32 protein-coding genes and 1 pseudogene are annotated in these 24,533 nt (G+C 62.4%); 14 read left to right on the plus strand and 19 right to left on the minus strand.

The genetic code is table 11. From position 1 onward, the window contains the following. From ECTHA_RS18195 to ECTHA_RS0112210, 4 genes are all read left to right on the plus strand, one after another. Nucleotides 1–676, plus strand: a 676-nt coding sequence (locus ECTHA_RS18195) for an RNA-guided endonuclease InsQ/TnpB family protein (protein ID WP_156946853.1), incomplete at its 5' end; no start/stop codon positions are given. 83 nt (nt 677–759) lie between these two features. Continuing rightward, entirely contained in the window at nt 760–1,077 is a 318-nt protein-coding gene (locus tag ECTHA_RS0112200) for a helix-turn-helix domain-containing protein (protein WP_025281672.1), read from the plus strand. 445 nt (nt 1,078–1,522) lie between these two features. Next, entirely contained in the window at nt 1,523–1,813 is a 291-nt protein-coding gene (locus ECTHA_RS0112205; RefSeq protein WP_035369602.1) for a type II toxin-antitoxin system Phd/YefM family antitoxin, read from the plus strand. Between the two features lie 3 nt (nt 1,814–1,816). Further along, nucleotides 1,817–2,104: a type II toxin-antitoxin system RelE family toxin gene (locus ECTHA_RS0112210; protein WP_026623772.1), complete on the plus strand. Its 288-nt coding sequence runs from the start codon at nt 1,817–1,819 to the stop codon at nt 2,102–2,104. 27 nt (nt 2,105–2,131) lie between these two features. Here ECTHA_RS0112210 and ECTHA_RS0112215 read toward each other — a convergent pair whose 3' ends face one another. The 4 genes from ECTHA_RS0112215 to pilV all read right to left on the minus strand — a co-directional run bounded on the left by ECTHA_RS0112215 (nt 2,132) and on the right by pilV (nt 4,898). Continuing rightward, the gene (locus ECTHA_RS0112215) at nt 2,132–2,587 is read right to left on the minus strand and encodes a tetratricopeptide repeat protein (RefSeq protein ID WP_025281670.1); all 456 of its coding nucleotides are present in this window, start codon (nt 2,585–2,587) and stop codon (nt 2,132–2,134) included. Between the two features lie 4 nt (nt 2,588–2,591). Beyond that, nucleotides 2,592–3,806: a pilus assembly PilX family protein gene (locus ECTHA_RS19090; RefSeq protein WP_025281669.1), complete on the minus strand. Its 1,215-nt coding sequence runs from the start codon at nt 3,804–3,806 to the stop codon at nt 2,592–2,594. A 70-nt stretch (nt 3,807–3,876) separates the two neighbouring features. Then, on the minus strand, nt 3,877–4,419 hold the full coding sequence (locus tag ECTHA_RS19095) for a PilW family protein (RefSeq protein WP_025281668.1): 543 nt from the start codon (nt 4,417–4,419) through the stop codon (nt 3,877–3,879). Then, nucleotides 4,419–4,898 (minus strand): type IV pilus modification protein PilV, encoded by a 480-nt coding sequence (gene pilV, locus ECTHA_RS0112230; RefSeq protein WP_084306973.1) that lies wholly within the window; start codon nt 4,896–4,898, stop codon nt 4,419–4,421. The genes ECTHA_RS19095 and pilV overlap by 1 nt, the downstream gene beginning before the upstream one ends. Before the next feature lie 481 nt (nt 4,899–5,379). Here pilV and ECTHA_RS19575 point away from each other — a divergent pair, with 481 nt between their 5' ends. Beyond that, on the plus strand, nt 5,380–5,868 hold the full coding sequence (locus tag ECTHA_RS19575) for a pilin (RefSeq protein WP_025281666.1): 489 nt from the start codon (nt 5,380–5,382) through the stop codon (nt 5,866–5,868). Nucleotides 5,869–6,425: 557 nt separating this feature from the next. Here ECTHA_RS19575 and ECTHA_RS18210 read toward each other — a convergent pair. The 3 genes from ECTHA_RS18210 to ECTHA_RS20710 form a co-directional block, all read right to left on the minus strand. After that, a complete protein-coding gene (locus tag ECTHA_RS18210; RefSeq protein ID WP_218915909.1) occupies nt 6,426–7,340 on the minus strand; it encodes a transposase in 915 nt (304 codons plus the stop codon). Nucleotides 7,341–7,586: 246 nt separating this feature from the next. After that, on the minus strand, nt 7,587–7,826 hold the full coding sequence (locus ECTHA_RS0112245) for a DUF2442 domain-containing protein (RefSeq protein ID WP_025281135.1): 240 nt from the start codon (nt 7,824–7,826) through the stop codon (nt 7,587–7,589). Continuing rightward, the gene (locus ECTHA_RS20710) at nt 7,807–8,037 is read right to left on the minus strand and encodes a DUF4160 domain-containing protein (protein ID WP_025281134.1); all 231 of its coding nucleotides are present in this window, start codon (nt 8,035–8,037) and stop codon (nt 7,807–7,809) included. The genes ECTHA_RS0112245 and ECTHA_RS20710 overlap by 20 nt, the downstream gene beginning before the upstream one ends. A 583-nt stretch (nt 8,038–8,620) precedes the next feature. Between ECTHA_RS20710 and ECTHA_RS0112255 the strand changes: the two genes are divergently transcribed. Then, nucleotides 8,621–8,782, plus strand: a complete 162-nt coding sequence (locus tag ECTHA_RS0112255) for a hypothetical protein (RefSeq protein WP_238984760.1) — start codon at nt 8,621–8,623, stop codon at nt 8,780–8,782. A gap of 52 nt (nt 8,783–8,834) precedes the next feature. On the opposite strand, the gene ECTHA_RS18215 is transcribed toward ECTHA_RS0112255, so the two are convergent. Then, the gene (locus ECTHA_RS18215) at nt 8,835–9,644 is read right to left on the minus strand and encodes an RNA-guided endonuclease InsQ/TnpB family protein (RefSeq protein WP_128571945.1); all 810 of its coding nucleotides are present in this window, start codon (nt 9,642–9,644) and stop codon (nt 8,835–8,837) included. 17 nt (nt 9,645–9,661) lie between these two features. Between ECTHA_RS18215 and tnpA the strand changes: the two are divergent. From tnpA to ECTHA_RS0112275, 3 genes and pseudogenes are all read left to right on the plus strand, one after another. Beyond that, nucleotides 9,662–9,943, plus strand: a pseudogene (tnpA, locus tag ECTHA_RS18220) (IS200/IS605 family transposase); the annotation flags it as partial. A gap of 151 nt (nt 9,944–10,094) precedes the next feature. Then, nucleotides 10,095–10,409 carry a type II toxin-antitoxin system RelE/ParE family toxin gene (locus ECTHA_RS0112270; protein ID WP_025282427.1) on the plus strand — a complete coding sequence of 105 codons (315 nt, stop codon included), beginning with the start codon at nt 10,095–10,097 and terminating at the stop codon, nt 10,407–10,409. 1 nt (nt 10,410) lies between these two features. Beyond that, on the plus strand, nt 10,411–10,692 hold the full coding sequence (locus ECTHA_RS0112275) for a helix-turn-helix domain-containing protein (RefSeq protein ID WP_025282428.1): 282 nt from the start codon (nt 10,411–10,413) through the stop codon (nt 10,690–10,692). Between the two features lie 136 nt (nt 10,693–10,828). Here the strand turns inward: ECTHA_RS0112275 and ECTHA_RS19580 are convergent, their stop codons facing one another. The 4 genes from ECTHA_RS19580 to ECTHA_RS0112300 form a co-directional block, all read right to left on the minus strand. Next, nucleotides 10,829–11,590, minus strand: coding sequence for a transposase (locus ECTHA_RS19580; protein ID WP_239680161.1), 762 nt, complete (start codon nt 11,588–11,590; stop codon nt 10,829–10,831). Between the two features lie 93 nt (nt 11,591–11,683). After that, nucleotides 11,684–12,109, minus strand: a complete 426-nt coding sequence (locus tag ECTHA_RS0112290; RefSeq protein WP_025282431.1) for a type II toxin-antitoxin system VapC family toxin — start codon at nt 12,107–12,109, stop codon at nt 11,684–11,686. A gap of 12 nt (nt 12,110–12,121) precedes the next feature. Next, nucleotides 12,122–12,364, minus strand: a complete 243-nt coding sequence (locus tag ECTHA_RS0112295) for a FitA-like ribbon-helix-helix domain-containing protein (RefSeq protein ID WP_025282432.1) — start codon at nt 12,362–12,364, stop codon at nt 12,122–12,124. Between the two features lie 164 nt (nt 12,365–12,528). After that, nucleotides 12,529–13,692 (minus strand): Fic family protein, encoded by a 1,164-nt coding sequence (locus tag ECTHA_RS0112300; RefSeq protein ID WP_025282433.1) that lies wholly within the window; start codon nt 13,690–13,692, stop codon nt 12,529–12,531. Between the two features lie 258 nt (nt 13,693–13,950). Between ECTHA_RS0112300 and ECTHA_RS0112310 the strand changes: the two genes are divergently transcribed. Then, a complete protein-coding gene (locus tag ECTHA_RS0112310) occupies nt 13,951–14,475 on the plus strand; it encodes a retropepsin-like aspartic protease family protein (RefSeq protein WP_025282434.1) in 525 nt (174 codons plus the stop codon). A gap of 47 nt (nt 14,476–14,522) precedes the next feature. Here the strand turns inward: ECTHA_RS0112310 and ECTHA_RS0112315 are convergent, their stop codons facing one another. Then, entirely contained in the window at nt 14,523–15,836 is a 1,314-nt protein-coding gene (locus ECTHA_RS0112315) for a pilus assembly PilX family protein (RefSeq protein WP_084306975.1), read from the minus strand. A gap of 179 nt (nt 15,837–16,015) precedes the next feature. Here ECTHA_RS0112315 and rph point away from each other — a divergent pair, with 179 nt between their 5' ends. From rph to ECTHA_RS0112335, 4 genes are read left to right on the plus strand one after another with little or no spacing between them, the layout of a single operon-like run. Continuing rightward, nucleotides 16,016–16,732 (plus strand): ribonuclease PH, encoded by a 717-nt coding sequence (gene rph, locus ECTHA_RS0112320; protein ID WP_025282437.1) that lies wholly within the window; start codon nt 16,016–16,018, stop codon nt 16,730–16,732. Between the two features lie 32 nt (nt 16,733–16,764). After that, nucleotides 16,765–17,355 carry an RdgB/HAM1 family non-canonical purine NTP pyrophosphatase gene (gene rdgB, locus ECTHA_RS0112325; protein ID WP_025282438.1) on the plus strand — a complete coding sequence of 197 codons (591 nt, stop codon included), beginning with the start codon at nt 16,765–16,767 and terminating at the stop codon, nt 17,353–17,355. 25 nt (nt 17,356–17,380) lie between these two features. Next, entirely contained in the window at nt 17,381–18,544 is a 1,164-nt protein-coding gene (gene hemW, locus ECTHA_RS0112330) for a radical SAM family heme chaperone HemW (RefSeq protein ID WP_025282439.1), read from the plus strand. Next, nucleotides 18,541–18,735, plus strand: a complete 195-nt coding sequence (locus ECTHA_RS0112335) for a CPXCG motif-containing cysteine-rich protein (protein WP_025282440.1) — start codon at nt 18,541–18,543, stop codon at nt 18,733–18,735. The genes hemW and ECTHA_RS0112335 overlap by 4 nt, the downstream gene beginning before the upstream one ends. Before the next feature lie 3 nt (nt 18,736–18,738). On the opposite strand, the gene ECTHA_RS0112340 is transcribed toward ECTHA_RS0112335, so the two are convergent. The 6 genes from ECTHA_RS0112340 to dcd form a co-directional block, all read right to left on the minus strand. Next, nucleotides 18,739–20,310: a lipoyl protein ligase domain-containing protein gene (locus ECTHA_RS0112340; protein ID WP_025282441.1), complete on the minus strand. Its 1,572-nt coding sequence runs from the start codon at nt 20,308–20,310 to the stop codon at nt 18,739–18,741. Further along, on the minus strand, nt 20,307–21,200 hold the full coding sequence (gene ubiV, locus ECTHA_RS0112345) for a ubiquinone anaerobic biosynthesis protein UbiV (RefSeq protein WP_025282442.1): 894 nt from the start codon (nt 21,198–21,200) through the stop codon (nt 20,307–20,309). The genes ECTHA_RS0112340 and ubiV overlap by 4 nt, the downstream gene beginning before the upstream one ends. Beyond that, the gene (gene ubiU / locus ECTHA_RS0112350; protein ID WP_419398015.1) at nt 21,197–22,198 is read right to left on the minus strand and encodes a ubiquinone anaerobic biosynthesis protein UbiU; all 1,002 of its coding nucleotides are present in this window, start codon (nt 22,196–22,198) and stop codon (nt 21,197–21,199) included. Before ubiU ends, ubiV begins: the two co-directional genes overlap by 4 nt. Nucleotides 22,199–22,212: 14 nt before the next feature. Then, nucleotides 22,213–23,169 (minus strand): tRNA modification radical SAM protein MnmL/YtqA, encoded by a 957-nt coding sequence (mnmL, locus tag ECTHA_RS0112355; RefSeq protein ID WP_025282444.1) that lies wholly within the window; start codon nt 23,167–23,169, stop codon nt 22,213–22,215. Nucleotides 23,170–23,172: 3 nt separating this feature from the next. Further along, a complete protein-coding gene (locus ECTHA_RS0112360; protein WP_025282445.1) occupies nt 23,173–23,802 on the minus strand; it encodes a TatD family nuclease-associated radical SAM protein in 630 nt (209 codons plus the stop codon). A gap of 164 nt (nt 23,803–23,966) precedes the next feature. Beyond that, nucleotides 23,967–24,533 carry a dCTP deaminase gene (gene dcd, locus ECTHA_RS19935; protein WP_025282446.1) on the minus strand — a complete coding sequence of 189 codons (567 nt, stop codon included), beginning with the start codon at nt 24,531–24,533 and terminating at the stop codon, nt 23,967–23,969.

Raw genomic sequence — 24,533 nt, forward strand, 5'->3', positions numbered from 1 at the left:
GCGACCGGCTGAAAACCAAGGCTCGGTCGGGGTGGATCTGGGGGTCTCGGCACTGGCCACGCTCTCGACGGGAGACACCATCACCGGCCCAAAGGCGCATACCGCCCTGCTCAAGCGACTCCGGCGGGTATCACGCAGCCTGTCGCGCAAGCAAAAAGGTTCCAGCAACCGGAACAAGGCCAAGGCGAAACTGGCACGGCTGCATGCCCGCATTGCCAACATCCGGTCCGATGCCTTGCACAAACTCACGTCTGATCTGACCCGTCGGTTTCATACCATCGGCATCGAGGATCTGAATGTGTGCGGCATGATGGCGAACCGGCATCTGGCCCGCTCCATTGCTGACATGAGCTTTCATGAGTGCCGTCGGCAACTGGAGTACAAGGCAGATCAGCGGGGTGGGCAGGTGGTGGTGGCCGACCGCTGGTTCCCCAGCAGCAAAATGTGTTCGGTTTGTGGAGCGGTGCAGAAGGCAATGCCGCTATCCACGCGGCAGTGGATTTGCCCGGACTGTGGCGTACACCACGACCGGGATGTGAATGCGGCAAGAAATCTTGCCCATTACGCCGTGAGTTCCACGGTGTCAGCCTGTGGAGAGGAAGGCGCTGGCTCAGGTCGCAAGACCGGAGTGAAACCGGCCTCTGTGAAGCAGGAAATCAGCACTGAACCGGTTTAGATGCTTCTGAATAGGTTTGGGTAGGTATGATGGAACGGTTTGAGCAGTTCAGCATAAGGGGCTATTTTCAGAGGTAAAAGACAATGGCAAAACAGTACCGCAGTGAAGCCCTGGCATCGATTCACGAAACCATGGAGGCCCTGCACGAGGTCGGCGCCATCGACAAGCAGACCATGCGTGACTTCGATGACGCATGCCTTGCCCCAGTCAAACCACTTCCACCAGAAGAGATCCGCGCCTTGCGTGAACGTGAGCATCTATCCCAGCCCGTTTTCGCACGTTACCTCAACGTCAGCAAGAATCTGGTATCCGACTGGGAGCGCGGTGTGAAGCGCCCTGGGGGACCTGCTTTGCGTCTACTGACGGTGATCGAGAAAAAAGGTATTCAAGCCATCATCTAGAGGCAGAACTCATCTGGAGCACATGCACCTCTTTCTGCCTGCCTCGGTTGGCCTGCACCTGCTGGATTTTGACCTGTTCACCCACAGCGAGGCCGAACGCCGGCAAGCTGTGTGGCGCTTTGAGATGCGCGATGAAACCCAGCCGGAGGTTACGCCGGGGAACATTGTTACGTCCCGCACTGATCCCGCTTGCCACCCGGGCCGCTGTCGGACTGGATCACCTTCTTCAAGCACTGGCAGGAGAACCTGACCATCGTTCGGCGTCGTGGGGCAGGCACGCTTGACCCCGATCATTCCGTCACCAGGGACAGCGCCTCGACATCCAGCCACCTCAAGACCACACGCCACACCTCCGAGGCCATGAGCAACCCAGCAGGCTTGGTGATCGAGCGATGTAGTACGTATAATAGAGCGTACTATATTACACCTCCCACGGAGGATCGCGATGGCATCCCTATTGGATCGTCCTGAAGATGCAGTCTCTGCCACATCCATGGCACGAGGTTTCAGCGCTCATCTCAAGGAAGTATCGGCCCGGCAGACCGACAGGCTTGTCATCTTCAAGGATAATAAGCCCGTTGCGGTAATGATGAATGTTCAGGCGTATCAAGACCTTGTCGATGAACTCGAAGATCTGCGCATCGAAGCTGTGGCACGGGATCGGTTAACCACTTATGAGGCCGACCAGGCCATCTCTCATGAAGATATGCGGTCCCTTTTCGAGCAAGGCGACTGACCCGTGACATGGAAGGTGATCTACCATCCGGGCGTCCGGCAAGACTTGGCGCGATTGGGTTCGGCTGCTGCCAAACGGGTTCTTGATGTTATTGAGGAGCGTATCCGTGATGGCGAACCCGAAAAGCTGGGAAAGCCACTGCGTGGCACCTTGGCCGGTTGCCGACGAATCCGAACGGGCAATACTCGAATCGTGTACAGGGTGGATGGAAACGCCGTCCAGGTGCTGATCATTGCTGTGGGTGCGAGACGTGACGAGGAGGCCTACAAGCTCGCCGACCAACGTGTTTGAACAAAACCACAAAGAACGGACACCCCCTCACACCCCCAGCTCCGCCACCTGCCTCTGCGAAATCACATGCCCCCGGGCCGCGGCCCGGGTGATCCACGATAGCCCCAGCGACTCGTCGGCCTCCACGCCCTCGCCGCGGATGTAGCAACGCCCGAGCCAGTGCATGGCGTCCGGGTCTTCCCGTTTTGCGGCCTGCTCCAGCCAGTGGAGGGCCCGCTCCGGCTGGCCGGCCTGCAATAGCATCAGGCCCAGTTCTCCTTGCGCCAGGGGCTCGCCGTTGTCTGCCCGACGGATGAGATCCATGTCCTCTTCGCTCAGCGACATGCCGATGTCATCCATCAGGCCTTCCAGGGGGACCTGGGTGCGGCCCAGGGGCTCGTCCTTGTTCTTCTTGGCGATGGCGCCTGTGGCGATGCGCCGCCACAGGGTGCGTCGGCTCAGGCCGGTGAGGAAGATGGCGGTTTTCAGGGTGACCAGGTGCATGGTGTCAGGTGTCCGTGTTCACGACCTCTTTCCAGGTTACCACCCTCGGCGCGCTCAGCGGACTGCCCCACAGGCCGTGGTCGCGCAGGTTTTCCAGGGCCTGGGAGCTGTATTTCAGGCTGAAGTTGCCACCCAGGTCGGCGTCGACAGCATCTTCATTGCCGGTGAGGGAGATGATGGAGCCAAAGACATTGGCCGTTCCCGACCCCGATGACAGGCGGGCACCGTCCCGCAGGATGATCAACCCTTCGAAGGTCATGGTGCCGTTGGCGGGGAAGATTTCGATATCTCCCGACACGATGAGGATGCCAGCCCCGTGGGTGTTGCCACTCAGCCGGATGCTGCCGGTGCCGGTCACATGGCTGACGGTCGGCGCACTGCGGCTGCCGAGATACTGGGAAATATCCTTGTTCGTGCTGTCGGCATTGACGTCGATTGGTTGCGTATCAGAACGGCTGACCAGAGCATCGGCATATTGATTCCAGTCGTTGGCGCTCACACCGCCGGTGCTCACGCTGGCATCGGTCTGGCGCAAGGGCGGGTCGCCCTGGATCTGATCCGGGCGATTGTTGCCAGCCTGATTCCCGGTGCCGATGGCATCGCTGGCGTTATTACCGATGAGGTAGATGCCGGCCTTATCGCCGGAGCGGTCGTCCACTTTCTCGCTCTTGCAGTCGTTACCCGTACAGGCGTCTTCCACAGGCACTTTCCAGTCGCGGCCATCATAGTAGATGGCGCTCCCGCTGTTGGAGCCAGTACGGGTGGTGCAGTCAGCGCCGTAGCAGGTGTAGGCAGACTCGGGCGTTGGCCCGCCCAGTCCGCGGTCCAGTTCCACTTCCACGATGCGCTGGGTGCCGGTGGCGATGATTTCCCCCTGGATGCGCACACGGGCGATGCCGCCCTGGTAGCTCAGGTCCGCCAGGCGCCAGGCGACCACTTGGCCGTTGCCCAGGAAGCGGTCATGGTCGCCAATGGCCTTCACGCTCTCTTCGCTGTCGCCCCAGTGGGCAAAGGAGGCGTCGCGCAGCATTCCCAGCACTTCACTCATGCCGGTTTCCGCCGCCATGAAGGCCTCGGTGGTCTGTTTCTGGTTGCCGGCAACACGCTCCTGGATGAAACTGCCGTTCATGCCGGCCACGCCGATGAGGGTGGCCATGGCCAGGATGATGAGGCTGACCACCAGGACGGTGCCGCGTTGTCTGTCGTGTGGGTGGTTCATGTTACTTCTCCTCGCCCCTGGCTTGGCCGGAGGCGGATGGGGCGCCGTCGCTTGTGTGCGGCGGCCGGTGTTACAGATTCCTGAGAATCGGGCCCCGCAGGGCTACCTGAAACGTGAATGAATGATGGCGGGCGGGCCCGCCTTCGCCAGCGCGACTGCTGAAGACAAGGGTGATCTCGGTGCCGATCACGTCGCCGTTGGCGTCGATCGAAACGAATGCATGTTCCGATCCGGGCTTGAGTCCTCGCGCAAGTTCTGGATCCGTTGAATTGCCTGCCGGGCCGCAGTGGAGGATTCCGTTGTCCACATGATAGGTCACGGTGCTGCTGGTCCCGCTCACATCACAGACAGCCGAGTCGCGATCCCGCGTCACGGTGATGCCCTGGCCGTTGGAAACGATGTCGATGGCATCGGCTCCTCGGATATCGCGCACCATGAAGTCGGCCACAAAGCCGATGTTGTCCTGCAACTCACTGAACCGTTGACTCTCCCGGTAGGCGGCCTGGTTGCCCAGGAACACGTGGATGACACCGGCGGTGAGGATCAGCCCGATGACCAGGGCAACCATGAGTTCGACGAGGGAGAGGCCTGTCTGTTGGCTTGGGCGTCTCATCAGGAACTCCCGTTGGTGATGTCCACGGGCAACCGCACCCGGTATTCGAATTGGGACTCGTCGCCCGGCTCATCAAAGCGACCCTCTGACCAGCGCACGCTGATGAGGCACACGTTGTCGTTGTCGCAGGTGATGCTGGCGTCGCTCATGCCGGGCAGGGACACCGGGTAGTTCCCGTCCGCATCAGCACCCGCCTGGTGCTGCCAGTGATCCCGCCAGTCATCCCTGACCGCCTGAACATCCGCCTGGGTGAGTTCCCCGCCCTCCTCGGCCAGCTTGATCCACAAACGCTCTCCCGCGTCGGCAGCAATCACGCTGGCCACGGTGCGCTGGTAGGCGGAGTGGGAGCTCTGCATCCCCAGCAACTGCAACCCCGCCAGGCCCAGCAGGCCAACGGAGAGCACCAGCAGAGCCACCAGGGCCTCAATGAGCGAGAAACCGGTTTGCAATGAGCGGGTTGTGTGCGGCATGTGCGTCATGGTGTGGGCGTCCTCTCGATACTATGACTGATGATACGCCTCGGCATTACATGCGGGCCGCCGGGTGGTGGGATTTGGGGGATGGATCACAGAGGGGATTGCTGGGTGCGTTGGGGTGGGTTGGGGGTGATCATTTGGCGTTGCAACTTGTCGGTGAAACTCTACCGCTCAGTTTCGGTTGGGCTCGCGGCTGCTCCCCTCTCCCGCGAGCGGGAGAGGGGCTGGGGGTGAGGGCCGGACGTAGCCGGGGGCATTGGCACAGGAAACGACCTCTCCTTGCGTCGGTGACACACATAAACCCGTGCCACCGTTTTGGATCAAGCTGTGCCGTTTGGACAGAAAGCATCACGAAACGCCCGTTCATCCCGGATAAGGAACCGCTTATGGGTTGGCCCGGGATCTGCAATATCCCTCCTGCGTGAGGCCGGGATGACTGGCCTTGGAACGATGGAATGACTTTCTAAAGACGAGGTGTTTCGTGATGCAGAAACAACAGGGTTTTACTTTGATTGAACTGATGATCGTGGTGGCGATTATTGGGATTTTGGCGGCTATTGCGATTCCGCAGTATCAGAATTACACGGCTCGAGCACAGGCAGCCGAGGCTTTATCCGTAACCTCCGGCGTGAGATCAGATATTGGTGAACTCGTCTCACTCGGACGAAATGGAGATATTGCTGGCTTAGTTCCCGACGCGAATAAAGGAGACCTATCCGGCCGTTATGTAGCTGAAGTCACCACTGCCAACACCGGCATTACCGTTAAGTTCCAGGATAGTGGAGTATCTAACCAAATCGCCGGTGAGAGCATGCTTCTCTTCGCTCTAGGCTCTGATGGCAAGAAAATCACAGATCTTGCCCCAGATAATAATGCGCCAAGCTCTATCCATGGCTGGGGGTGTGAATGGACAGGCACCGGTACGAGTGCCAACTTGCTACCTGGCGGTTGCCGTCATACCGATCCTACCTGAGGAAGGGACTGACTGAGGGACAGGCAGCAGCAAGGGACAGGCATTTTTGTTAGAAGGTAAGGCATGGGACAAGGGACAGGCACTCTTGACCATCCCTCTCTCAAGGTAAGAGACAGGCACTTTTCTTGACCTAGCCCTTCCCTAGACAGCAACACCCTGACCCCGGCCCCGTGCCGGGGTTTCTTTTTTTGTCGGCAGTCGGTGAGAAACGATCAAGGGACAAGGGACAGGCACTCTTGACCATCCCGCTCAGCTTTTCGTCACATAGCCGTTATGTTCACCCCCCCCCGTCCAGGGGAGGGAGCAAGGGACAGGCACTCTTGACCATCGCAGTCAGTCTTTCGCCCCCTAGCCGTTATGTTCAACACCCACCCGCCGCGCTGGCGACCCTTTCCCCACCTGGGAATGCGCTTCCAGCCCCGAATTTCCCCGCCATCTTTCTCGAAGCATGAAAGGCGCCCACGCGCCAGCCTCGACACCTCGCCGCCGCACGGGAAAAGTCGTTCAGGAAAGCCGCTCAGGCCACTGATCGTCGCCGCTGGTGCCGGTACACAGCCTCAAACCGCGTACTCTGCTCCAGCCACTGATCCGAGGTGATGCCCAGGCGCTGCAGGATGGGGGGGCTGCGTGTTGGCAATGGCGCCCTTCTTCCTCGGATCGATGGCCCGCCCGGTGTCGTCCACCAGGGCCAGATAATCCTCGAACGCGAACGGAATGCCGGTCTGCCCTTCTTGCACGAACGCGCCCTCGAAATGCAGCAGCGGCTTCACCTTGCCATCGAACCGCAACAGGGCATCCAGCTGCATCTGCTCGCGCACGGCCTGCGCCAGGTTGAACCGGGGCGAGATCCGTTCCCGGATGCTGGTGTGTTCCGAGACCTCCGGGGTGGCCGCCATCCCGGCCCGCACCGGGTTGAGATCCACATAGGCCATGCAACTGAGCAGCGCCGCCTCGGTGCGCAGCGCCTGGGACTTGAACCGCGCCTCCCAGAAATGCCCGCTGCAGCCATCCTCCCGGTTGGCCTGGCGGGCAATGGGCTCGTTCAGGCACTTCATGAACCAGCTCAGGTCCGCCAGTCGCCGCCGGTAACACTGGGCAAATTCCGCCACCTGGGTCAGCTCGTAGCTTTCCTGCGACGCGCCGGCCAGATACCGCTGGACCAGCAGTGGCCCCTTGAACAGGCAGCTCCAGCGCCGCAGCACCTCGTCATCAGACCAGCGCTCGGCGTGCCTCGGCTCCAGCTTGACCACCAGGTGGTAATGGTTGGACATGACCGCGTAGGCGGCCACCTCCACGGCGAACAGGGAGGCCAGCAGCCGGATCCGATCTTCGATCCATTGCCGGCGGTGGTCAAAGCACTTGCCAGTGGCGTGATCCTGTCCGCACAGGAAGGTGCGACGCACACAGCGCAAGACCACGTGGTAGTAAGGGGTCTCGGTGACCGATATCTGTTGGCAACGGGGGCGTGGCATGTGTCCCTCCTGGACGATGGTTCAACGGCTGAGTCCATGAGCCGGTGTCGCGGCAGATTAGCGCAGGGGTGTTCTGCAGTGGTCTTGGTGGCAGGTCGGCATCAGCCGGACTGTAAGCCAACCCGCCGCGAAGCAGGGAAGGTCGTTTGTGAAAACGATCCGGCCAGGCAACCGTAACTCGGGAATCCTCGTTCACGGCGAGGAGGACGTCAAACCCGCAGACAAAATCATCTTACAGTGTTCCCCTCACGCCACCTGCTGGGAGGGGACTTCCAGCATGGCGGCAATGCTCAGATGGTAGTCAATATCCGGCCACTCAATACCTGTAGCGTCGCAGATAAACTGGTAGTGACGTAATTCCTTGACAGAGGCCTGCTCAAGCTCTGGATACCAGCTCAGTGGTGTCGAGATACGCCGACCATCACTCAGCTCGACATGAAGGAAATGGTCGTCAAAATGAACTTCCCTACCTCCCAAACCATGCATTCCACACCTCCAGAAATTGCCGTCTATGCAAGCTCAAAAGTTCGAGACACTCCTTGAGTTCTTGCTTCTTGAGCGTTGAATATACCACCACGCTGGTTTCCATTTCGATCTTGGCCCAGCCGTCAGACTTCATCACATGCACGTGCGCTGGCCGATGCTCATTCGCATAGAAAAAGAATTTGAACCCTTTTTCGTTCAATAAGGTCGGCATCAACTTAGTTTCCACCTGGAATCCGGCACCGTGTCGATAACGCCACCCTGGAAAAGTATAGGAGGCACCTTCGCCGGGTGTCGCCGGGACGATGAGGCTTGGACCTTCACCGCCAATACATCCTCGGGCGGATCCTCCATTAATACGATCACCTTCACGTGGCGATTCATCAGCTTCTCAAACTGCGGAATCCGGATGAACGCGCTTTTGATATCCGTCTCGAACTCTACCGCGTAAATATGACACCTTAAGCAAGCAGGGGATAACCACGCACCACGAGGATAGCACGACTACCGCCTCAGGGCGGCGGAGCAAGACGAGAAGGCAAGGGACAGGCAGTCTTGACCATCGTGGTCAGCCTTTCGTCCCCTAGCCGTTATGTTCAACGCCCACCCGCCCCGCTGGCGACCCTTTCCCCACCTGGGAATGCGCTTCCAGCCTCGAATTTCCCCGCCATCTGGCTGAGAGCACGAACCGCGCCCACGCGCCAACCTCGGCACCTCACCGCCGCATGGTAAAAGTCGGTCAGGAAAGCCCCTCAGGCCGCCTACCAGACAGTCGTCGCCAGGAGGTGATAGATTTCGTGACGTTCTTGGAACAGCGGTATGGGGTTTCGCCTCCAAGTGAACAGGTGGATTGGCCAGAACAAGAGTTCCGGGCCATGAGTATTGAACAATCCATGCGAGGCCTGGAGGACGAACCGGATCTTTATTCCGACGATGATCTCAAGGAGCGCTGGCGGTGAAGCGCTCTGTTGACATCCTCCCCGGCCCGAAGGTCGGAGATTCCTACGGCGCTCAGTTCGCTGATGCGATTTGAGTCGCTTCGGTGGGTTCCTGCTTCATCGGGGCTGCCGTGCCTACACCGAGGTGTGGGTGCGGCCTTACATCCCCTCCACAGGCCATGACGGCATGCCCTGCCGCCAATACATTGTTGGCTGCATTCACATCGGCATGAGCCGTGTGACCGCAGGCAACACATTTGAATCGGGCCTGGGTCTTGCGGTTGGCCTTGTCCGCATGACCACAAGCCGGACACATCCGGCTGGTGTTGCGTGGATTCACCGCAATGACCATTCCACCGCGCCATGTCTGCTTATATTCAAGCTGGCGTCGGAACTCGGCCCATCCCTGATCCAGAATGGATCGGTTCAGGCCCGATTTGGCCCGGACATTTCGCCCCGGCAGATGGACCGTGCCTGCTGCCGACTTGGACATATTCCGTACCTGCAAGTCCTCTATCACAACGACTGCGTGGTTTTGGCTGATCGCGGTCGAGGTCTTGTGCAGGAAGTCGCGGCGGGCATGGCCGATGCGGGTGTGAATGCGCTGGATACGGGCTTTGGCCTTTTTCCAGTTATTGCTGAATTTGACCTTGCGACTCATCGCCCGTTGAGCCCGCGCCAGTTGCCGCTGGCGCTTTTTGAGGGCATGCGCCGGGGCAATGATCTCGCCGCTGGAGAGGGCGGCGAAGCAGGCCACCCCCATATCCATGCCGACGATGCTGCGAGCCGGGTGGCGGGGATCTTCGATCTCCTGCCGCGCCTGGATGGATACATGCCAGCGCCCGCCCGAGAGGGAGACGGTGACATTGCGAACCTCGCCCACCACCTTGGCCTATGGGCAAGGTCTGCACCGACTTCGAGGCACAACTGATCGAGATGGACGGCGAGGACGATCATGTGCATCTGCTGGTGGAGTATCCGCCCAAGGTGGCCGTCTCGAACCTCGTGAACAGCCTCAAGGGCGTCTCCAGCCGTCTGCTTCGCAAGGAGCGCCCGGATATCGAGAAACGCTACTGGAAGGGCAGCGTGCTGTGGTCGCCGTCCTACTTCGCATCCTCCTGCGGCGGCGCGCCGACCTCCATCGTGCGCCAGTACATCGAGCAGCAGCAGACACCTCACTGAAACCCAAGGACGGCTACGCCGTCCGCGCTATCCTTCCCCGCCCTGAACGGCGGGGCTTGTCGCGCGCTGGGTCAGACTAGCGCGGAGCGAGGCGCTGGCAAAGGCGTGCCTGCTGTTTGCTGCGACGTCTAAAATTACGTACACTCCGAGCATGCAAACACTGATTTTCATGGGCTCCAGTCGCGAGGATATCCGGGGTTTTCCGGAGGGGGCGCGGAGGGAGCTTGGGCGACAGTTGCTTCGTATTCAGCATGGACTGGACCCCGATAACTGGAAGCCGATGAAGACTGTGGGCAAAGGTGTGCGCGAGGTGCGGGTCAATGTTAAGGGCCAGTTCCGGGTCCTTTATGTCACAAACATTGGTAACGCTGTGTATGTATTGCATGCCTTCCAGAAAAAGGCGCAGAAGACCAGCCCGAAGGATATCGAGTTGGGACAGCGCAGGTACAGGCAAATCGGGTGCTGATATGGACGAAAAGATGACAGTGAGCTGTGGCAACGTTTTTGAGGATTTAGGATTCTCGCCGGAGGATGCTGCGGCAATGCAAGTAAGGGAAACTCTTTTGATCGCGTTGGAGAAAGAACTGCGCAAACGCGGCAAGACGCAGCGGGAGCTGGCAGCAGAGTTAGGGGTGTCACGCAGCCGAATTTCCGAGGTGCTGCATCACAAGACCGACCGCTTTAGCGCTGACAAACTGGTGGGCCTGCTGCACCGAGCGGGTAAGCGTGTGGAGTTGCGGATTGACTGAGCAGAGCAAGGGACTGGCACTCTTGACTGACGAGGTCCACCCGCCCCGTTGGCATCCTTTCGCCGCCGCATGGGAAAAGTCGGTCAGAAAAGCCCCTCAGGCCACTGATCGTCGCCGCTGCCGTCGGTACACGGCCTCAAACCGCGTACTCTGCTCCAGCCACTGATCCGAGGTGATGCCCAGACGCTGCAGGATGGGCGGCAGCTGGTCTGCCTGCTCTACCGCCCCCAGTGGGAGCCGGCCTGCCGGCGATGCGTTGCACCAGCAGCGCCCGGGCCAGCCCATGCGCCCACTGCCTTCGCGGGCGAGGCCCGCTCCCACATGATGCAGATGGACTCCCTGCCCCATCTGCTCGCGCACGGCCTGCGCCAGGTTGAACCGGGGCGTGATCCGTTTCCGGATGCTGGTGTGCGCCCAGGCCTCCGGGGTGGCCGCCATCCCGGTTGGCCTGGCGGGCAATGGGCTCGTTCAGGCACTTCATGAACCAGCTCAGGTCCGCCAGTCGCCGCCGGTAACACTGGGCAAATTCTGCCACCTGGCTCAGCTCGTAGCTTTCCTGCGACGCGCCGGCCAGATACCGCTGAACCAGCAGTGGCCCTTTGAACAGGCAGCTCCAGCGCCGTAGCACCTCGTCATCGGACCAGCGCTCGGCTTGGGTCGGTTCCAGCTTGACCACCAGGTGGTAATGGTTGGACATGACCGCGTAGGCGGCCACCTCCACGGCGAACAAGGACGCCAGCAGTCGGATACGATCTTCGATCCATTGTCGGCGGTGTTCAAAGCTCTTGCCGGTGGCGTGATCCTGCCCACTCAGGAAAGTGCGCCGCACGCAGCGCGAGACGACGTGGTAGTAAGGGGTCTCGGTGACCGATATCTGCTGGCAACGGGGGCGCGGCATGTGTCCCTCCTGGACGATGGTTAACCGGCCAGATCCATGGGCCGTGGAACGACAGCCTACCGCGAGGTAGGAGGCCAGGCCCGAATCAACTGATCAAGCCCCGTGCTTCCAGGGGTCGATCACTTCGACACCGCAGCCCGTGAAATCGGTCACGTTGCGGGTCGCGATGGCGGCGCCATGAGCACGTGCCGTGGCGGCGATCTGGCAGTCCGGGAAGCTGATCGGCCGACCGGCGGCGCGGCGGTCGACGAAGATGGTAGCAAAGGCTTGCGCTGCGACGCTGTCAAAGGGCAGAACCCGGCCCGCGAAGTCCTCGGTGATCATGGCGTCGATTTCGGCGATCAATCGACTGCGTCGTTTGCCCTCGGACATCACCGCTGCCCCGCGCCGCAGTTCGGCCTCTCCCACCGCGCTGATATGAAGCACTGCAGTGTCTTGTACCCCGAACCAGGCTAGAACAGCCGGGGCGGGGTTTGGACGCATCAGCTCCGAGATCACATTCGTGTCGATCAGGATCATTGCCGGTCCGCTTTAGTCGAACCGTAGCGGTTCCGGCATCGGTTCCCGCGGCGGCAATGGGAGATCCACCCCACCGAGCGCCGCGAACCGGCGGTGGATAGTCTCGCCGAGGTTCTTGGGCGCCACCGGCTTACCGATGGCCTGGCGCAGGATTTCCCGCGCTTCCTCCTCCATCGACCGGTCATGTTGGGCCGCGCGCATGCGCAGGCGACGCTTCAGACCCTCGTCGAGATTACGAATTGTGATACTGGCCATGGCACTCTCCATCAAGCTCTCTTAAGATTAATCTTTGATTGCATTGATATCAACTCACCCAGCTGGACCAGGAGCGAGGGACAGGCACTCTTGACCGCCCCCCACAGCAACATTTTCTAGCGGTTGCTGCTTAATCCGTGTCCGCTGCGACTTGACCAGAACACTCAGGAATGGATCCACTTACGGCACAGTTCTGGAACCTGATATCGAGTGCTTCGGCCTCCTGCCGATAACTTCACCAGGCAGCCCTTCTCGACAAGCCCGGCAAGATGGCGGGTGGCAGTGGCCTTACTCACCTTGGCCACTTTCTGATACTGCGAAGCACTGATGCCTTGCTCAAATCCCCTTTCCCCTCCATCAAGCAACCGGTTCAGCACTTTTGCCTGCTCGGGGAGCAGGCCAGCCGTCCCGAAGCGCTGCCAGAAGCAGGCTTTGGCCAGTGTCCGCTCAGCCTGATCAATTACGTTCAGCAACGTGGCATTCAGGGTATCCAGGAACCAGACAAGCCAGGTCGTCAGGTCCGGCTTTCCACGTTGGCTCTCCTCGAGATGGCGATAGTAATCGGCTCGGCGCTCCAGGATGGCTGCGGACATGGCATACAAGCGAATCCCTTGCTGGTCCGCCTGCGCCAGGGCGCGATCGGCGATGGCCCGGGCGATACGCCCGTTGCCGTCTTCAAACGGGTGCAGCGTCACGAACCAGAAGTGGGACAGGCCTGCCCGCACGAGAGGGTCCATCCCGGGGTCATGGCGGCTGGACTCGAACCATTGGAGGAATTGGTCAACCTCGCGCTCCAGGCGTTCTCGGGGCGGGGCCTCAAAATGCACCTTGGGGCGGTCAATGCGGCCCGAGACCACCTGCATCGGCTCCACCCCTCGCCATTGGCCGGGGCGCAGCGTTGTAAGAGAGGCTTCCGCATCAGGGAACAGCCATCGATGCCATTGAAATAGTCTTTCCGCATCCAGCGGTGAATCCGGTTTGAGGGTGGCATCCAGCATCAACTCTGCCAGGCCTTCGGAGCGCGGTGAAGGGGGCCCGCCAGGCTCCTGCACACCAAGGCGCCGGGCCAGCGATGAGCGTACCGACGCAACATTCAGGCGCTCACCTTCGATGGCCGAGGAGGTCACAATGTTCTCCAATAGCGTGTCCAGGGCGGCACTCGCCTCGGCCTCCGGATCATCTGCGGGCAACAGGGCCTCCGACCGCCCCAGCAAGATGCCAAGCCCCCTCCAGCACTTCTGAAGCCGAGGCTGAACCTCAGCTACTTCCCAGGTAAAGCAGGGCCAATCGGGATGTTGCCAGATCCACTTGGGGGCTTGATCGGTCATTTATTCGGCTCATGATGTGAGCTGAAAGAATGGCCCTTTTCGGCTCAGTGGGCAAGCAAGGAAGCCTTGGGATTTCGGGTGATGCGCCATCAGCAGCCAGGCCATGTGCCCACCGCCTTCGCGGGCGAGGCCCGCTCCCACATGAAAATGGGGATCGTCACCTGTATTGCTCTGTGAGTGACAACGTCCCCGGGAACCCGCGACAATGGATCCGACTCCAATTCCCATACGATGAAGTGGATACGCGGGGCTTCGCGGATGAACCAGGCACCCCCCGGCCGCCGGGCCGGTTTGATCATGTTGACCCTGTTCTGGGTGCTGGCCCTGGGGACGGGCACGTGGGTGTATCAGGGGGTGCTGGATGGTCAGCGCAATCCCAATACGCACCTTGTGCACAGCCTTGGCGATGGGGATGGCAGCGTTACCCTGGAGCGCAACCGGGCGGGGCATTTTGTGGCCACGGGCCGGATCAATGGGGAGCCTGTGGATTTCCTTCTGGATACCGGCGCCACTTATGTGGCCTTGCCTGCGCATCTGGCAGAGCGACTTGGTCTGCCTCGGGAGCATCGGGCCACGTTCAACACGGCCAATGGGCGCGTTCAGGGGCATCTCACCACGCTGGATGATGTGAGACTGGGAGACCTGTCCGCCCGCGGGGTGCGCGGCGCCATCACGCCAGGGCTGGAGGGGGATTTTGCCTTGCTGGGAATGAGCTACCTGGGGCGTTTTGATATCCAGATCCGTGGTTCCACGATGGTGTTGCAGACACCCGAGCGGCGCTGATGGGGCTCCCCGAAGGCGGCCCCTTCTCCCACCGAATTCCATTCCATTTACATCAACTCCCGCCAGGCGGTGATCTGTGGATGCTCGAAGGCGGCGTCCCACAGTCCGTGTTCACGCAGATTGTCCAGGGCTTCGGGGCTGTAGCGGATGTTGATGTTGCCGGAGAGGTCGTCGAATAAGTTGCCATCGTCGCCGGCCAGGGAAACCACCGAGCCGAAGATATTCACTGAGGCCTCATCGGCATTCAAGTGCGCGCCTTCGAGCAGGATCACCAAACCCTCGAAGGTGATTGAATTACCGGTACCTGGGTCAAGCCGGACGTCATCGGAAATCACCAGAATACCCGCGCCATGCATATCCCCGCTCAGGCCAATCCTGCCCCCTCCTTCCACATGATGAATACGCGGGGACTCACGGTTGCCCATGAAGTCCTGAACGTACACAGAGCCCACCGAACCACCATACTCAGTAGGGGAGCGGTCGTTGATCAAGGGTCCGCCATCAGCGTCAAGCTGAACGTGCTTTCGCTCCGGGTGCGTCAGGAGCTGGTCCACGTAACTCTTCCAGTCACTGGCGCGCGTGCCGGAGGGGTTCCCACCCCCCGTGCTCACCCCCTCGCTGACCATGACGGGAGCAGGTTCGCCATGAATCCGTTCCGACGTCGTCTCCACAGAGCGCGGGCCCTCCGCAGTGGCGTTTGCGTCTCCCAGCACCAGGTAAAGCCCTGTGACGGGAAGCGCTTCGGCCAACGCCTCTGGCAGGTTCTCGGGAGGATCGCTCGGACATGAACCCGATGTGCAGACATAGCCATCATCACTGCTGGGCAACGGCCAGATCCGGCCATCGAAGAGCAAGTCAAAATTGTCGCTCTGGACAACGACATCATCGTCGTCCACGGCACACGCAGCCCCAAAGCAATGATAGGCCCCCTCAGGATGAGGCCCGCCGAGGCCGGTCTCCAGGGTGATCTCAAGGGTGCGCCGGGCGGCGGTGTTGCCCACGCCGCCCACGACCTGCACGGTCATCGCACTGCCGCTGGCTTCGGGAGCCTGAGCAAGCCACCACTGGGCCGGATGCTCGCCAGTGACATCATGCGGGCCCATGCCGCCGAGATCTTCAAGCAACACGTCAGGATCCAGTCGGTTCAGATTCTTGTAGCTGAGGCGAGAATTGGCGAGCACCTCGGCCACCCCCGTCTCGGCCGCCATGAAAGCATCGGTGCCCTGCTTCTGATTACCGGCAATGCGCTCCTGAAGGTGGGCCGACGTCATCCCGCTCACGCCGATCAGCGTGGCCAGTGACAGCATCACCAATGAAACAATCAGGACCGCTCCCTGCTCCTTGGCGGGTCTGTAGCGCATGAGGACCTCCTATCCCTGTATCGACAATGTGTTTCCCGATTAAAGCGCTCATCCAGCCGACAAACAGCGTACTAGTTCAAATTTTCCGCAATCGGCGCCACCCGTTGGGGAAACGCCCAGGCGGCGCCCCAACATCAAGAGCGTTATACTCTCCCCCCATTTTCCAGAAGGAGCACCCTATGCGACCCAGCGGCCGCGCCCCGGATCAGTTGCGACCCATCCGTTTCACCCGGGGGTTCACCTCCCATGCCGAAGGCTCGGTGCTGGTGGAGTATGGCAATACACGGGTGATCTGCACTGCCTCGGTGAGCGATCGGGTGCCCCCGTTCCTCAAGGGCAAGGGGCGCGGCTGGGTGACGGCGGAATACGGCATGCTGCCCCGGGCCACCCATGATCGGGTACCCCGCGAGGCGGCCCGGGGCAAGCAGGGGGGGCGTACGGTGGAAATCCAGCGCCTGATCGGTCGCAGCCTGCGGGCGGCCGTGAACCTGGAGGCCCTGGGTGAGCGTCAGATCACCGTGGACTGCGACGTGATCCAGGCCGACGGCGGCACCCGCACCGCCTCCATCAGTGGCGGTTACGTGGCCCTGGTGGACGCCATTACTGCCCTCAAGGCCAAGGGCCAGATCAAGCGCGATCCGCTGTTTGGCAGCGTGGCGGCGGTGTCCGCAGGCATTTACAAGGGCACGCCGGTGCTGGACCTGGATTACCCGGAGGACTCCGAAGCCGAGACCGACATGAATGTGGTGATGAACGAGGCCGGTGGGTTCATCGAGGTGCAGGGCACGGCAGAGGGCCACGCCTTCCGCCCGGAGGAGTTGCAGGCCATGCTGGAGCTGGCCCAGAAGGGTATCGGCGAGATCATCACCGCACAGCAGGCGGCGCTGGCGCTGTAAGCGTCGCCCACCTTGATCACGGGAGACTGAAAATGAAGATTGTGCTGGCCACCGGCAATCAGGGCAAGGTTCGGGAATTCGCGCAACTGCTGGCCCAAAGCGGCCACGAGGTGGTGCCCCAGTCGGACTTTCAGGTGCCCGAGGCCGAGGAGACGGGCCTGAGCTTTGTGGAGAACGCCATCCTCAAGGCCCGCAACGCCGCCGCCCACACCGGCCTGCCCGCCATGGCCGATGACTCGGGCATCGAGGTGGACGCCCTGGACGGTGCGCCGGGTATCTATTCCGCCCGCTATGCCGGCCCCAATGCCTCGGCCGAGGAGAACAACGTCAAGCTGCTCAAGGCCGTGCGGGAGATCCCCGCATCGGGACGCATTGCCCGCTTTCGCTGCGTGATCGCCTTTTTGCGCCACGCCGAGGACCCCTCCCCCATCATCGCCGAGGGCAGCTGGGAGGGCATGATCGCGCCGGGTCCCGCCGGTGATGGCGGACATGGCTACGACCCCATCTTCCTGGATGCCGAACTGGGCATGACGGCGGCGCAGATGAGCGGCGACGAGAAGAACCGCCGCAGCCATCGGGGTGAGGCACTGCGGGCCTTCCTGGCACGACTGGAGGCCGTGTAGGGCGCTGGCCCGAGTGCATCCACTGATGTTCGCCTCGCTGCCCGCGCCGCCGTTGTCCTTGTACATCCACCTGCCCTGGTGTGTGCGCAAATGCCCCTATTGCGACTTCAACTCCCATGCGGCGGACTCCGTCCCCGAGTCTGACTATGTGGATGCCTTGATCGCCGACCTGGAGGCGGACCTGCCGCTGGTATGGGGGCGGAGGCTGGAGAGCATATTCCTGGGGGGCGGCACCCCCAGCTTGTTCAGCCCGGAGGCCATTGACCGTCTGCTGAGCGCCATCCGCGCCCGGCTCACCTGCCGGCCGGGGATCGAAATCTCCATGGAGGCCAATCCCGGCACGGTGGAACAGGACCGCTTCCGGGGCTATCGCGAGGCCGGGGTGAACCGGCTCTCCATTGGGGTGCAAAGCTTCGATGATGGGCTGCTTCAACGGCTGGAGCGGATTCACACCGGGGATGAGGCCCATGGCGCCGTGGCGGCGGCTCGTGCAGCGGGCTTTGACAACCTGAATCTGGACCTGATGTTCGGGCTGCCGAACCAGACCCTGGATCAGGCCCTGAAGGATCTGGACACGGCCCTGGCGCTCGGGCCTGAACACCTAAGTTGGTATGAACTGACCCTGGAGCCCAATACGCGTTTTGCCAGCCACCCACCCATGCTGCCCGATGAAGACACCCAGTGGGACATGCAGCAAGCGGGGGATGAGCGACTCCGGGTGGCAGGTTACGCCCATTACGAAGTATCGGCCCATGCCCTGCCTGGGCGGCAATGCATCCACAACCTGAACTACTGGCACTTTGGGGATTACCTGGGCATCGGCGCCGGCGCCCATGGCAAGCTTACCCTGCCTGGCGAGGGGCGCATCCTGCGCCGCTGGAAGCAGCGTCAGCCCCAGGCGTTCATGGACGAGGCCCGAGCGGGATCTGCTGTCGCCGGGGAGCGCGCCCTCACGGTGGCGGACGCGGCCTTTGAATTCATGCTCAATGGGCTACGCTTGAGGAACGGGGTTGCGGTGGAGATGTTCACCGCCCACACCGGGCTCACACCGGAGGTGCTGGAGCCGGCCCGTGGCCGGGCGGTGGAGAGGGGGTTGCTGGCGAACCATGCTGATCGGCTGGTGGCCACAGAGTTGGGGCGGCGGTATCTCAACGATCTGGTGGGGATGTTTTTGGAGGATCAACCATGACCCATCCGCTCGAATTCATCACCACCCAATGCCCCCACTGCGGCGAGACATTTGAAACGCGCGTGGACATCCTGGAGCTGGGCGACAGCTATGTGGAGGACTGCCCCACTTGCTGCAGCCCCATCGAATTCCATATCCAGGAAACCATGGATGGCGAACTGGAAGTCACCGTGCGTCGCGAAAACGACTGAGCCTCAGGGCTTGCCAGGCATCTTCGGCACCCACACCATCACCTTCTCCAGCAGCTCGCCATCCAGTTGGGCCTCGGCCGTGAAACGCCCTGCATAGGCCTCGTCCTCCTGCCCCAGTTCGTAACAGTTGGAACCGCTGATATCCATGAGCACCGCCGGTATGCCCGCATTGCGAAAGGCGTGGATGCGCTTGAGGTAAAAGTGGCTGCAGCACATGCCCACGTACGCGGGCTCACCCCGGGCCTGCATTTGCTCCAGCACCTCACACAGATGCTCGAAACGGGTGATGGTCACCACTTCCAGCCCACGCTCCCGGGCCAGGCGGTAGGCCTCGCCCACCTCGCAGGCACCGCATTCCGGACAGCCATCCTCGTGACGCCAGCGGCACCAGCCCGGCTTGGCGCAATAGGGCACCAGCATCACCGTGGCCCGATCCAGGATCTGCCTTGCGGTCTCGTTGCCACTCACCCGATGCACCATCAAACGATTGGCCTGCCAGTTGGACAACCCCAGGGCCTGCTCGGAGCGGCGTCCCAGGGCCAGGCGCAGCAACAGCGACAACTCATCGGGCCCAAAACCCGGCGTCTGCCCCGCGTCGGTTCGAAGGCGCCGGATCAGGCGCACCTCGGCGGCATCCATGGGCGCACCGGTAATGGCATCCGCCAGGGAGTCGAACAGGTCGGCCGGCGAAACATGCACGGCGCCGGCAAACACGGCCTGCTCGATCACACGACCCTCTGCATCCGGTGTGACGCGCAGGTGCAGCACGCCGCCGGCGGTGGGCAAGAAGGCCTCCCAGCGATCCTGGCGCTGATCGGACCAGTCTTCCTGAAGGGCCGGATTCACTGCAGGAGGAGGCCTGCCCTGATCCAGCGCCATCCAGCGGTCCGGCGGCGCGGCCACTGGCTCCAGGGCCAGTTCCTTCATCAGTGCCTGGGATACCGCCGCCTTGGCCGCTTCCATCTCCGGGGCGTCGCCCGGGAAATCCCGCAGGGTGATGAAGCGCTGCCGGGCACTGAGGATGCCCTGACTGCTGAGCTTTTCCCGGGGGGCGCGCAGTACCTTGAGCAGCACTTCGGTATCCAGGTCTTCCAGCAGGACCGCCTGGTAGAGCACCGACTCGGCATCCATGGCCAGAAAACCGGACCCCAGCTTGCGGCCGTCCACTTCCAGGTCGTTGGGAAACGCCGTGCGCGCGGGCACGCCCAGGCTTTGCAGGGCGCGGGCCAGGGCCCGGTTGAGACGGGCCATGAGCGCGGTGAGGGTATCACCCTCTCCCAGCCAGTGCCGGGGCAGGGTCAGGCTCAGGCAGCATTGTGCCGGGGCCAGGTACAGGGCCCCGCCGCCGGTGAGGCGACGCACCACGGGGATGCCGACCTGGGCACAGTACTGCTCGCGCACCGCGTGGCACGCGGCCTCGAAGCGGCCCAGGCTGGCGGTGGGCTGGTAGCGATGAAACCGCAGCCGCGCCTCATCCTCGGCCACGCAGCCCTCCAGATGGAGACGGTCCCGCGCGGCCTGCACGGAACCCGGCGCGGCCGGCTCGCTCCACACCCGGCAGGGCCGGGTGCTCATGCCGATAAGCTCTCCTGCCAGTTCATGCCGGCCTCGCCCTTCCAGTAACCGTTGGAGAACCGCGGATACAGGTCCCTGATCTGTTCCATGGCTTGGGCGGACGAGCGGGTACCCTCAACGCAGTCGCGGAAGGCCTGGATCACCTGCTCGGTGCCCTCGGGTTCAGGGGAGATGCGCAGCACTTCCACGCCCATGTCCAGCAACTCCGGCACGGCTTCGATGAGGTTGCACGGGTCGGCAGATTGCAATTCGATGCCGTTGATGGTGAGAAAGCCCTTGCCGTCCTGGGTGGACATGGACAGACCGCCGGGGTAATCGATGCAGGCCAGTTCGCAGCTGTCCTTGGGCAGGTTGCGGGCCCGGGCGGTGAAACAGCGGGCGGAGAAGGCCAGAGGCAAACGCCCGAAGCCCCACACCTCGGTCTCCAGCCCCTCGGGCCGGGCCGCGTGCATGGCCGCGAGGATGTCCCGGGACAGTTCCACGGGCATCACCCAGCGCACGGCACCCACGTCGGCCAGTTCCTTGAGGGTGCCGGCGTTATAGGTGTTGATGTGAGGACCGGCCACGAAGGGCTTGCCCATGGACAGGCCCAGGCCGGTGGCATCGTTGGCCTCGATCATGTAGCGGCCGTTGTTCACCAGGCGTTCCAGGGCCAGGCGCTCGGATTCCGCCTCCATGAGGGCCAGGGTGGACATGACCACCGTCTTGCCAGACTCGCTCAGGCGATCGGCCAGTTCCAGCCAGTCAGCGGCGCGCAACTCGCGGCGCTTGGAGCACACCGTCTCGCCCAGGTAGACGATATCCACGGGTGCGGTTTCGATGGCCTTGTAGAAGTCCATGACCCGTTCGCGGGGCCAGTAGTATGGAATCGGTCCCAGAGAAAGTTTCATTGCCAGGCTCTATGCAAGGCACCCAGGGTCTGGGTGCGTCCTTCGGACATGCCGGCGAGCTGCTCGGCCCATTCCGGCTTCGGCTTGTAATTGTCGGGGTTGGCATGCACTGCATCCAGGGCCTGACGCATCACCTGCGTGGCCTTGCCCACGTAGGCAGGGCTGCGCTGGCGGCCTTCCAGCTTGATGGCCTTCACTCCCGCTTTCATCAGATCGGGCAGGATGTCCAGGGTGCTCAGGCTGGTGGGTTCCTCGATGGCGTACACGGTGTCCTGGCCATCGCCCACGTGATAGCGGCCCTTGCAGATCACCGGGTAACCGGCGCTCTCGCCTTCCCGGAAGGTGTCGATGAGCACGCCGTTGAGACGGGCCTCGCGGCCGCGCTCGGTCTCGATCCAGCGTACCGAGTGGGCCGGGGAACAGGCCCCCTTGGTGTTGGGAGAGTCGCCGGTGGCATAAGAGGACAGCATGCAGCGCCCTTCCACCATCACGCACAGGCTGCCAAAACCGAACACCTCGATATCCACCTTGGTGCGCTCGATCACCTGGGCCACCTGGGACAGGGACAGCACCCGGGGCAGCACGGCGCGACGCACGCCATAGCGGTCGTGGTAGAAGTTGAGGGCCTCGGCGGTGGTGGCCGAGCCCTGCACGGACAGGTGCAGGGTGAGATCGGGATGGTTGTCGGCGGCGTGACGCATCAGGCCCAGATCCGCCAGGATGACGGCGTCCACACCCTCGGCGGCAGCGGCGTCCACTGCCTCGGTGGCGGCCTTCCAGATATCCGGTTGCGGATAGGTGTTCAGGGCCATGTACACCTTGGTGCCCTTGCCGTGCGCATAGGCGATGCCCTTGGCCAGGGCCTTGCGATCGAAGTTCAGGCCCGGAAAGTTACGGGCATTGGTCTCGCCGCGCAGGCTCAGGTAGACGGCGTCGGCGCCGTGGTCCACCGCCGTGCGCAGCGCGGGCAGGCCGCCGGCAGGGCAGACCAGCTCCATACGTTGTGGGTTCATCAACAACTCTCCTGGGTTCCGGGAAGGTGACTGTCTGGGTAGGGATGGCGCGCACCCTGGCGGGTGCCCCGGCGCGTGAGTTCCTGTTCGATGCCGTTGATCGCGTTCCATTTGCTGGCGCACCACTCGGGGGCCAGCAGCAGGGGTTCGCGGGCGGTGGCCGTGAGGCGGTGGAACACCACCTCCGGCGGGGTCATCTCGATGAGGTCGGCGGCGGTGTTCACGTATTCGTTCAAGGTCCAGGGGCGGTAGTCCCCGTTGCGCCACAGGCGGGCCAGCTGGGTACCACGCACCACATGCAGGGGGTGCAGCTTGAGGCCGTCGGTGCCTTCGTTGAGCACCCGGCTGAGGGTTTCCCGCTGGTGCCAGGGGGTCTCGCCGGGCAGGCCGTGGATCAGGTGGGTACACACCAGCAGGCCCCGGCTGCGGGCGCGGTTCACGGCGTCCTTGTATTCGCCAAAGCCATGACCGCGATTGACGCGGTTGAGGGTCTCGTCAAAGGCGGACTGCAGGCCCAGTTCCAGCCAGATGAGGTAGCCCTGATCCTGGTAGGCGCACAGCAGGTCCAGCACCTTGTCGGGCACGCAGTCGGGGCGGGTGCCAATGGCCAGGCCCACCACGCCGGGTTGTTCCAGGGCGGCGTCATAGAGATGCTTGAGGCGGTCCACCTCGGCATAGGTGTTGGTGTAGGCCTGGAAATAGGCCAGATACAGGCTGGCGCCATTGCGCCGGACGATGACCTCGCGCCCTTCGCGCAGCTGGCGGGCCACCTCACCGCCGTCCTGGCCCTGGGGGGCAAAGCTGTCGTTGTTGCAGAAGGCGCAGCCACCGCGACCCCGGGTGCCGTCCATGTTGGGACAGACGAACCCGGCACTCACGGTGAGCTTGTGCACCCGCTGGCCGAAACGGGCCTTGAGGTCGCGGCCCAGGGTGTTGACGCGGTCACTCAGTCCCACGGGTCAGCCCACCTGGTCCAGCACGCGCCGACGGAACCCCACGCCCAGATCCCGGGCGATGGCTTCGCAGGCGGCGATGTCCACGCCGGCCAGACCGTCGACGGCGGTAAGGGTCACCTCGGGCACGTGGGCCCGGGCCTTGCGGGCAAAGTCCAGCAGGGCGGCATGGGCACCGGGAAGTTTGGGGCGGCAGTGGCGCTCGTAGGTGAGTTCATCCTGGGCATTCAAGGAGATGGACAGGGCATCGATGCAGCCGGCCATCTCCGGGGTCACGTCCCGACCATGCACCAGGCTGGCCAGTCCGTCGGTATTGATGCGCACGCAACGGGCACCCCGCGTCTTGATGTCGCGGGCCACTTCCAGGATGTCATCCAGACGCAGGGTGGGCTCGCCCAGGCCGCAGAAGACCACCGCCTCCCACTGGACCGGATCGCCCACGGCCTCGATCATCTCGGCCACGGTGGGGTCGGCCTGCAGGCGCAGGTCGTAGCCCTGCACGTCCCAGGTCCGGTTGTACTTGGGGCAGAAGGCGCAGCGCAGGGTGCAGCGGTGGGTCACATTCAGGTAACGGCGCCCGTGTAACGTGTAGCCCACCACGCGCTCGGCGTCATGGTGGTTGGCCGTTTGTTGCATGTCGTTTAGAACCTCTGTGGCATGCGGTCCGGGCGGCTGAAAACCCGCCCCGCCGACCGCGGCGCAGGTGTGCCGGGAAAGCCTACATTAAACCTCAAGTATGGGGGCGCTGTCATGCCCCGTGCCCGCCTGTCCTCACCCCAACCCCTCTCCCGCGAGCACAATCAGGTCCTGGGCAACGTCACCCCCCGCTGCCCCTGATACTTCCCGCCCCGATCCTTGTAGGACACATCACAAATCTCATCCGACTCCAGAAACAGCATCTGCGCCACGCCTTCGTTGGCATAAATCCGCGCCGGCAGCGGCGTGGTATTGGAAAACTCCAACGTCACATGCCCCTCCCACTCCGGTTCCAAGGGCGTTACATTTACAATTAATCCGCATCTTGCGTACGTGCTTTTTCCGAGGCAAATGGTCAGGATTGAGCGTGGAATACGAAAGTATTCAAGGGTATGCGCCAGCGCAAAGGAATTGGGTGGGATGATGCAGACATCCGACTTCACGTCCACGAAGCTGCGCTCGTCGAAGTGTTTGGGGTCGACGATGGTGGAGTTGATGTTGGTGAACACCTTGAATTCGTCCGCGCAGCGTACGTCGTAGCCGTAGCTGGAGGTGCCGTAGGAGATGATGCGTTCATTCCCGGCATAGCGCACCTGGCCTGGCTCGAAGGGCTCGATCATGCCGTGTTCTTCCGCCATGCGGCGGATCCAGTGGTCGGATTTGATGGGCAT

This window comes from Ectothiorhodospira haloalkaliphila ATCC 51935 (genome assembly GCF_000633935.1).
Taxonomy (GTDB): Bacteria; Pseudomonadota; Gammaproteobacteria; order Ectothiorhodospirales; family Ectothiorhodospiraceae; genus Ectothiorhodospira; species Ectothiorhodospira haloalkaliphila.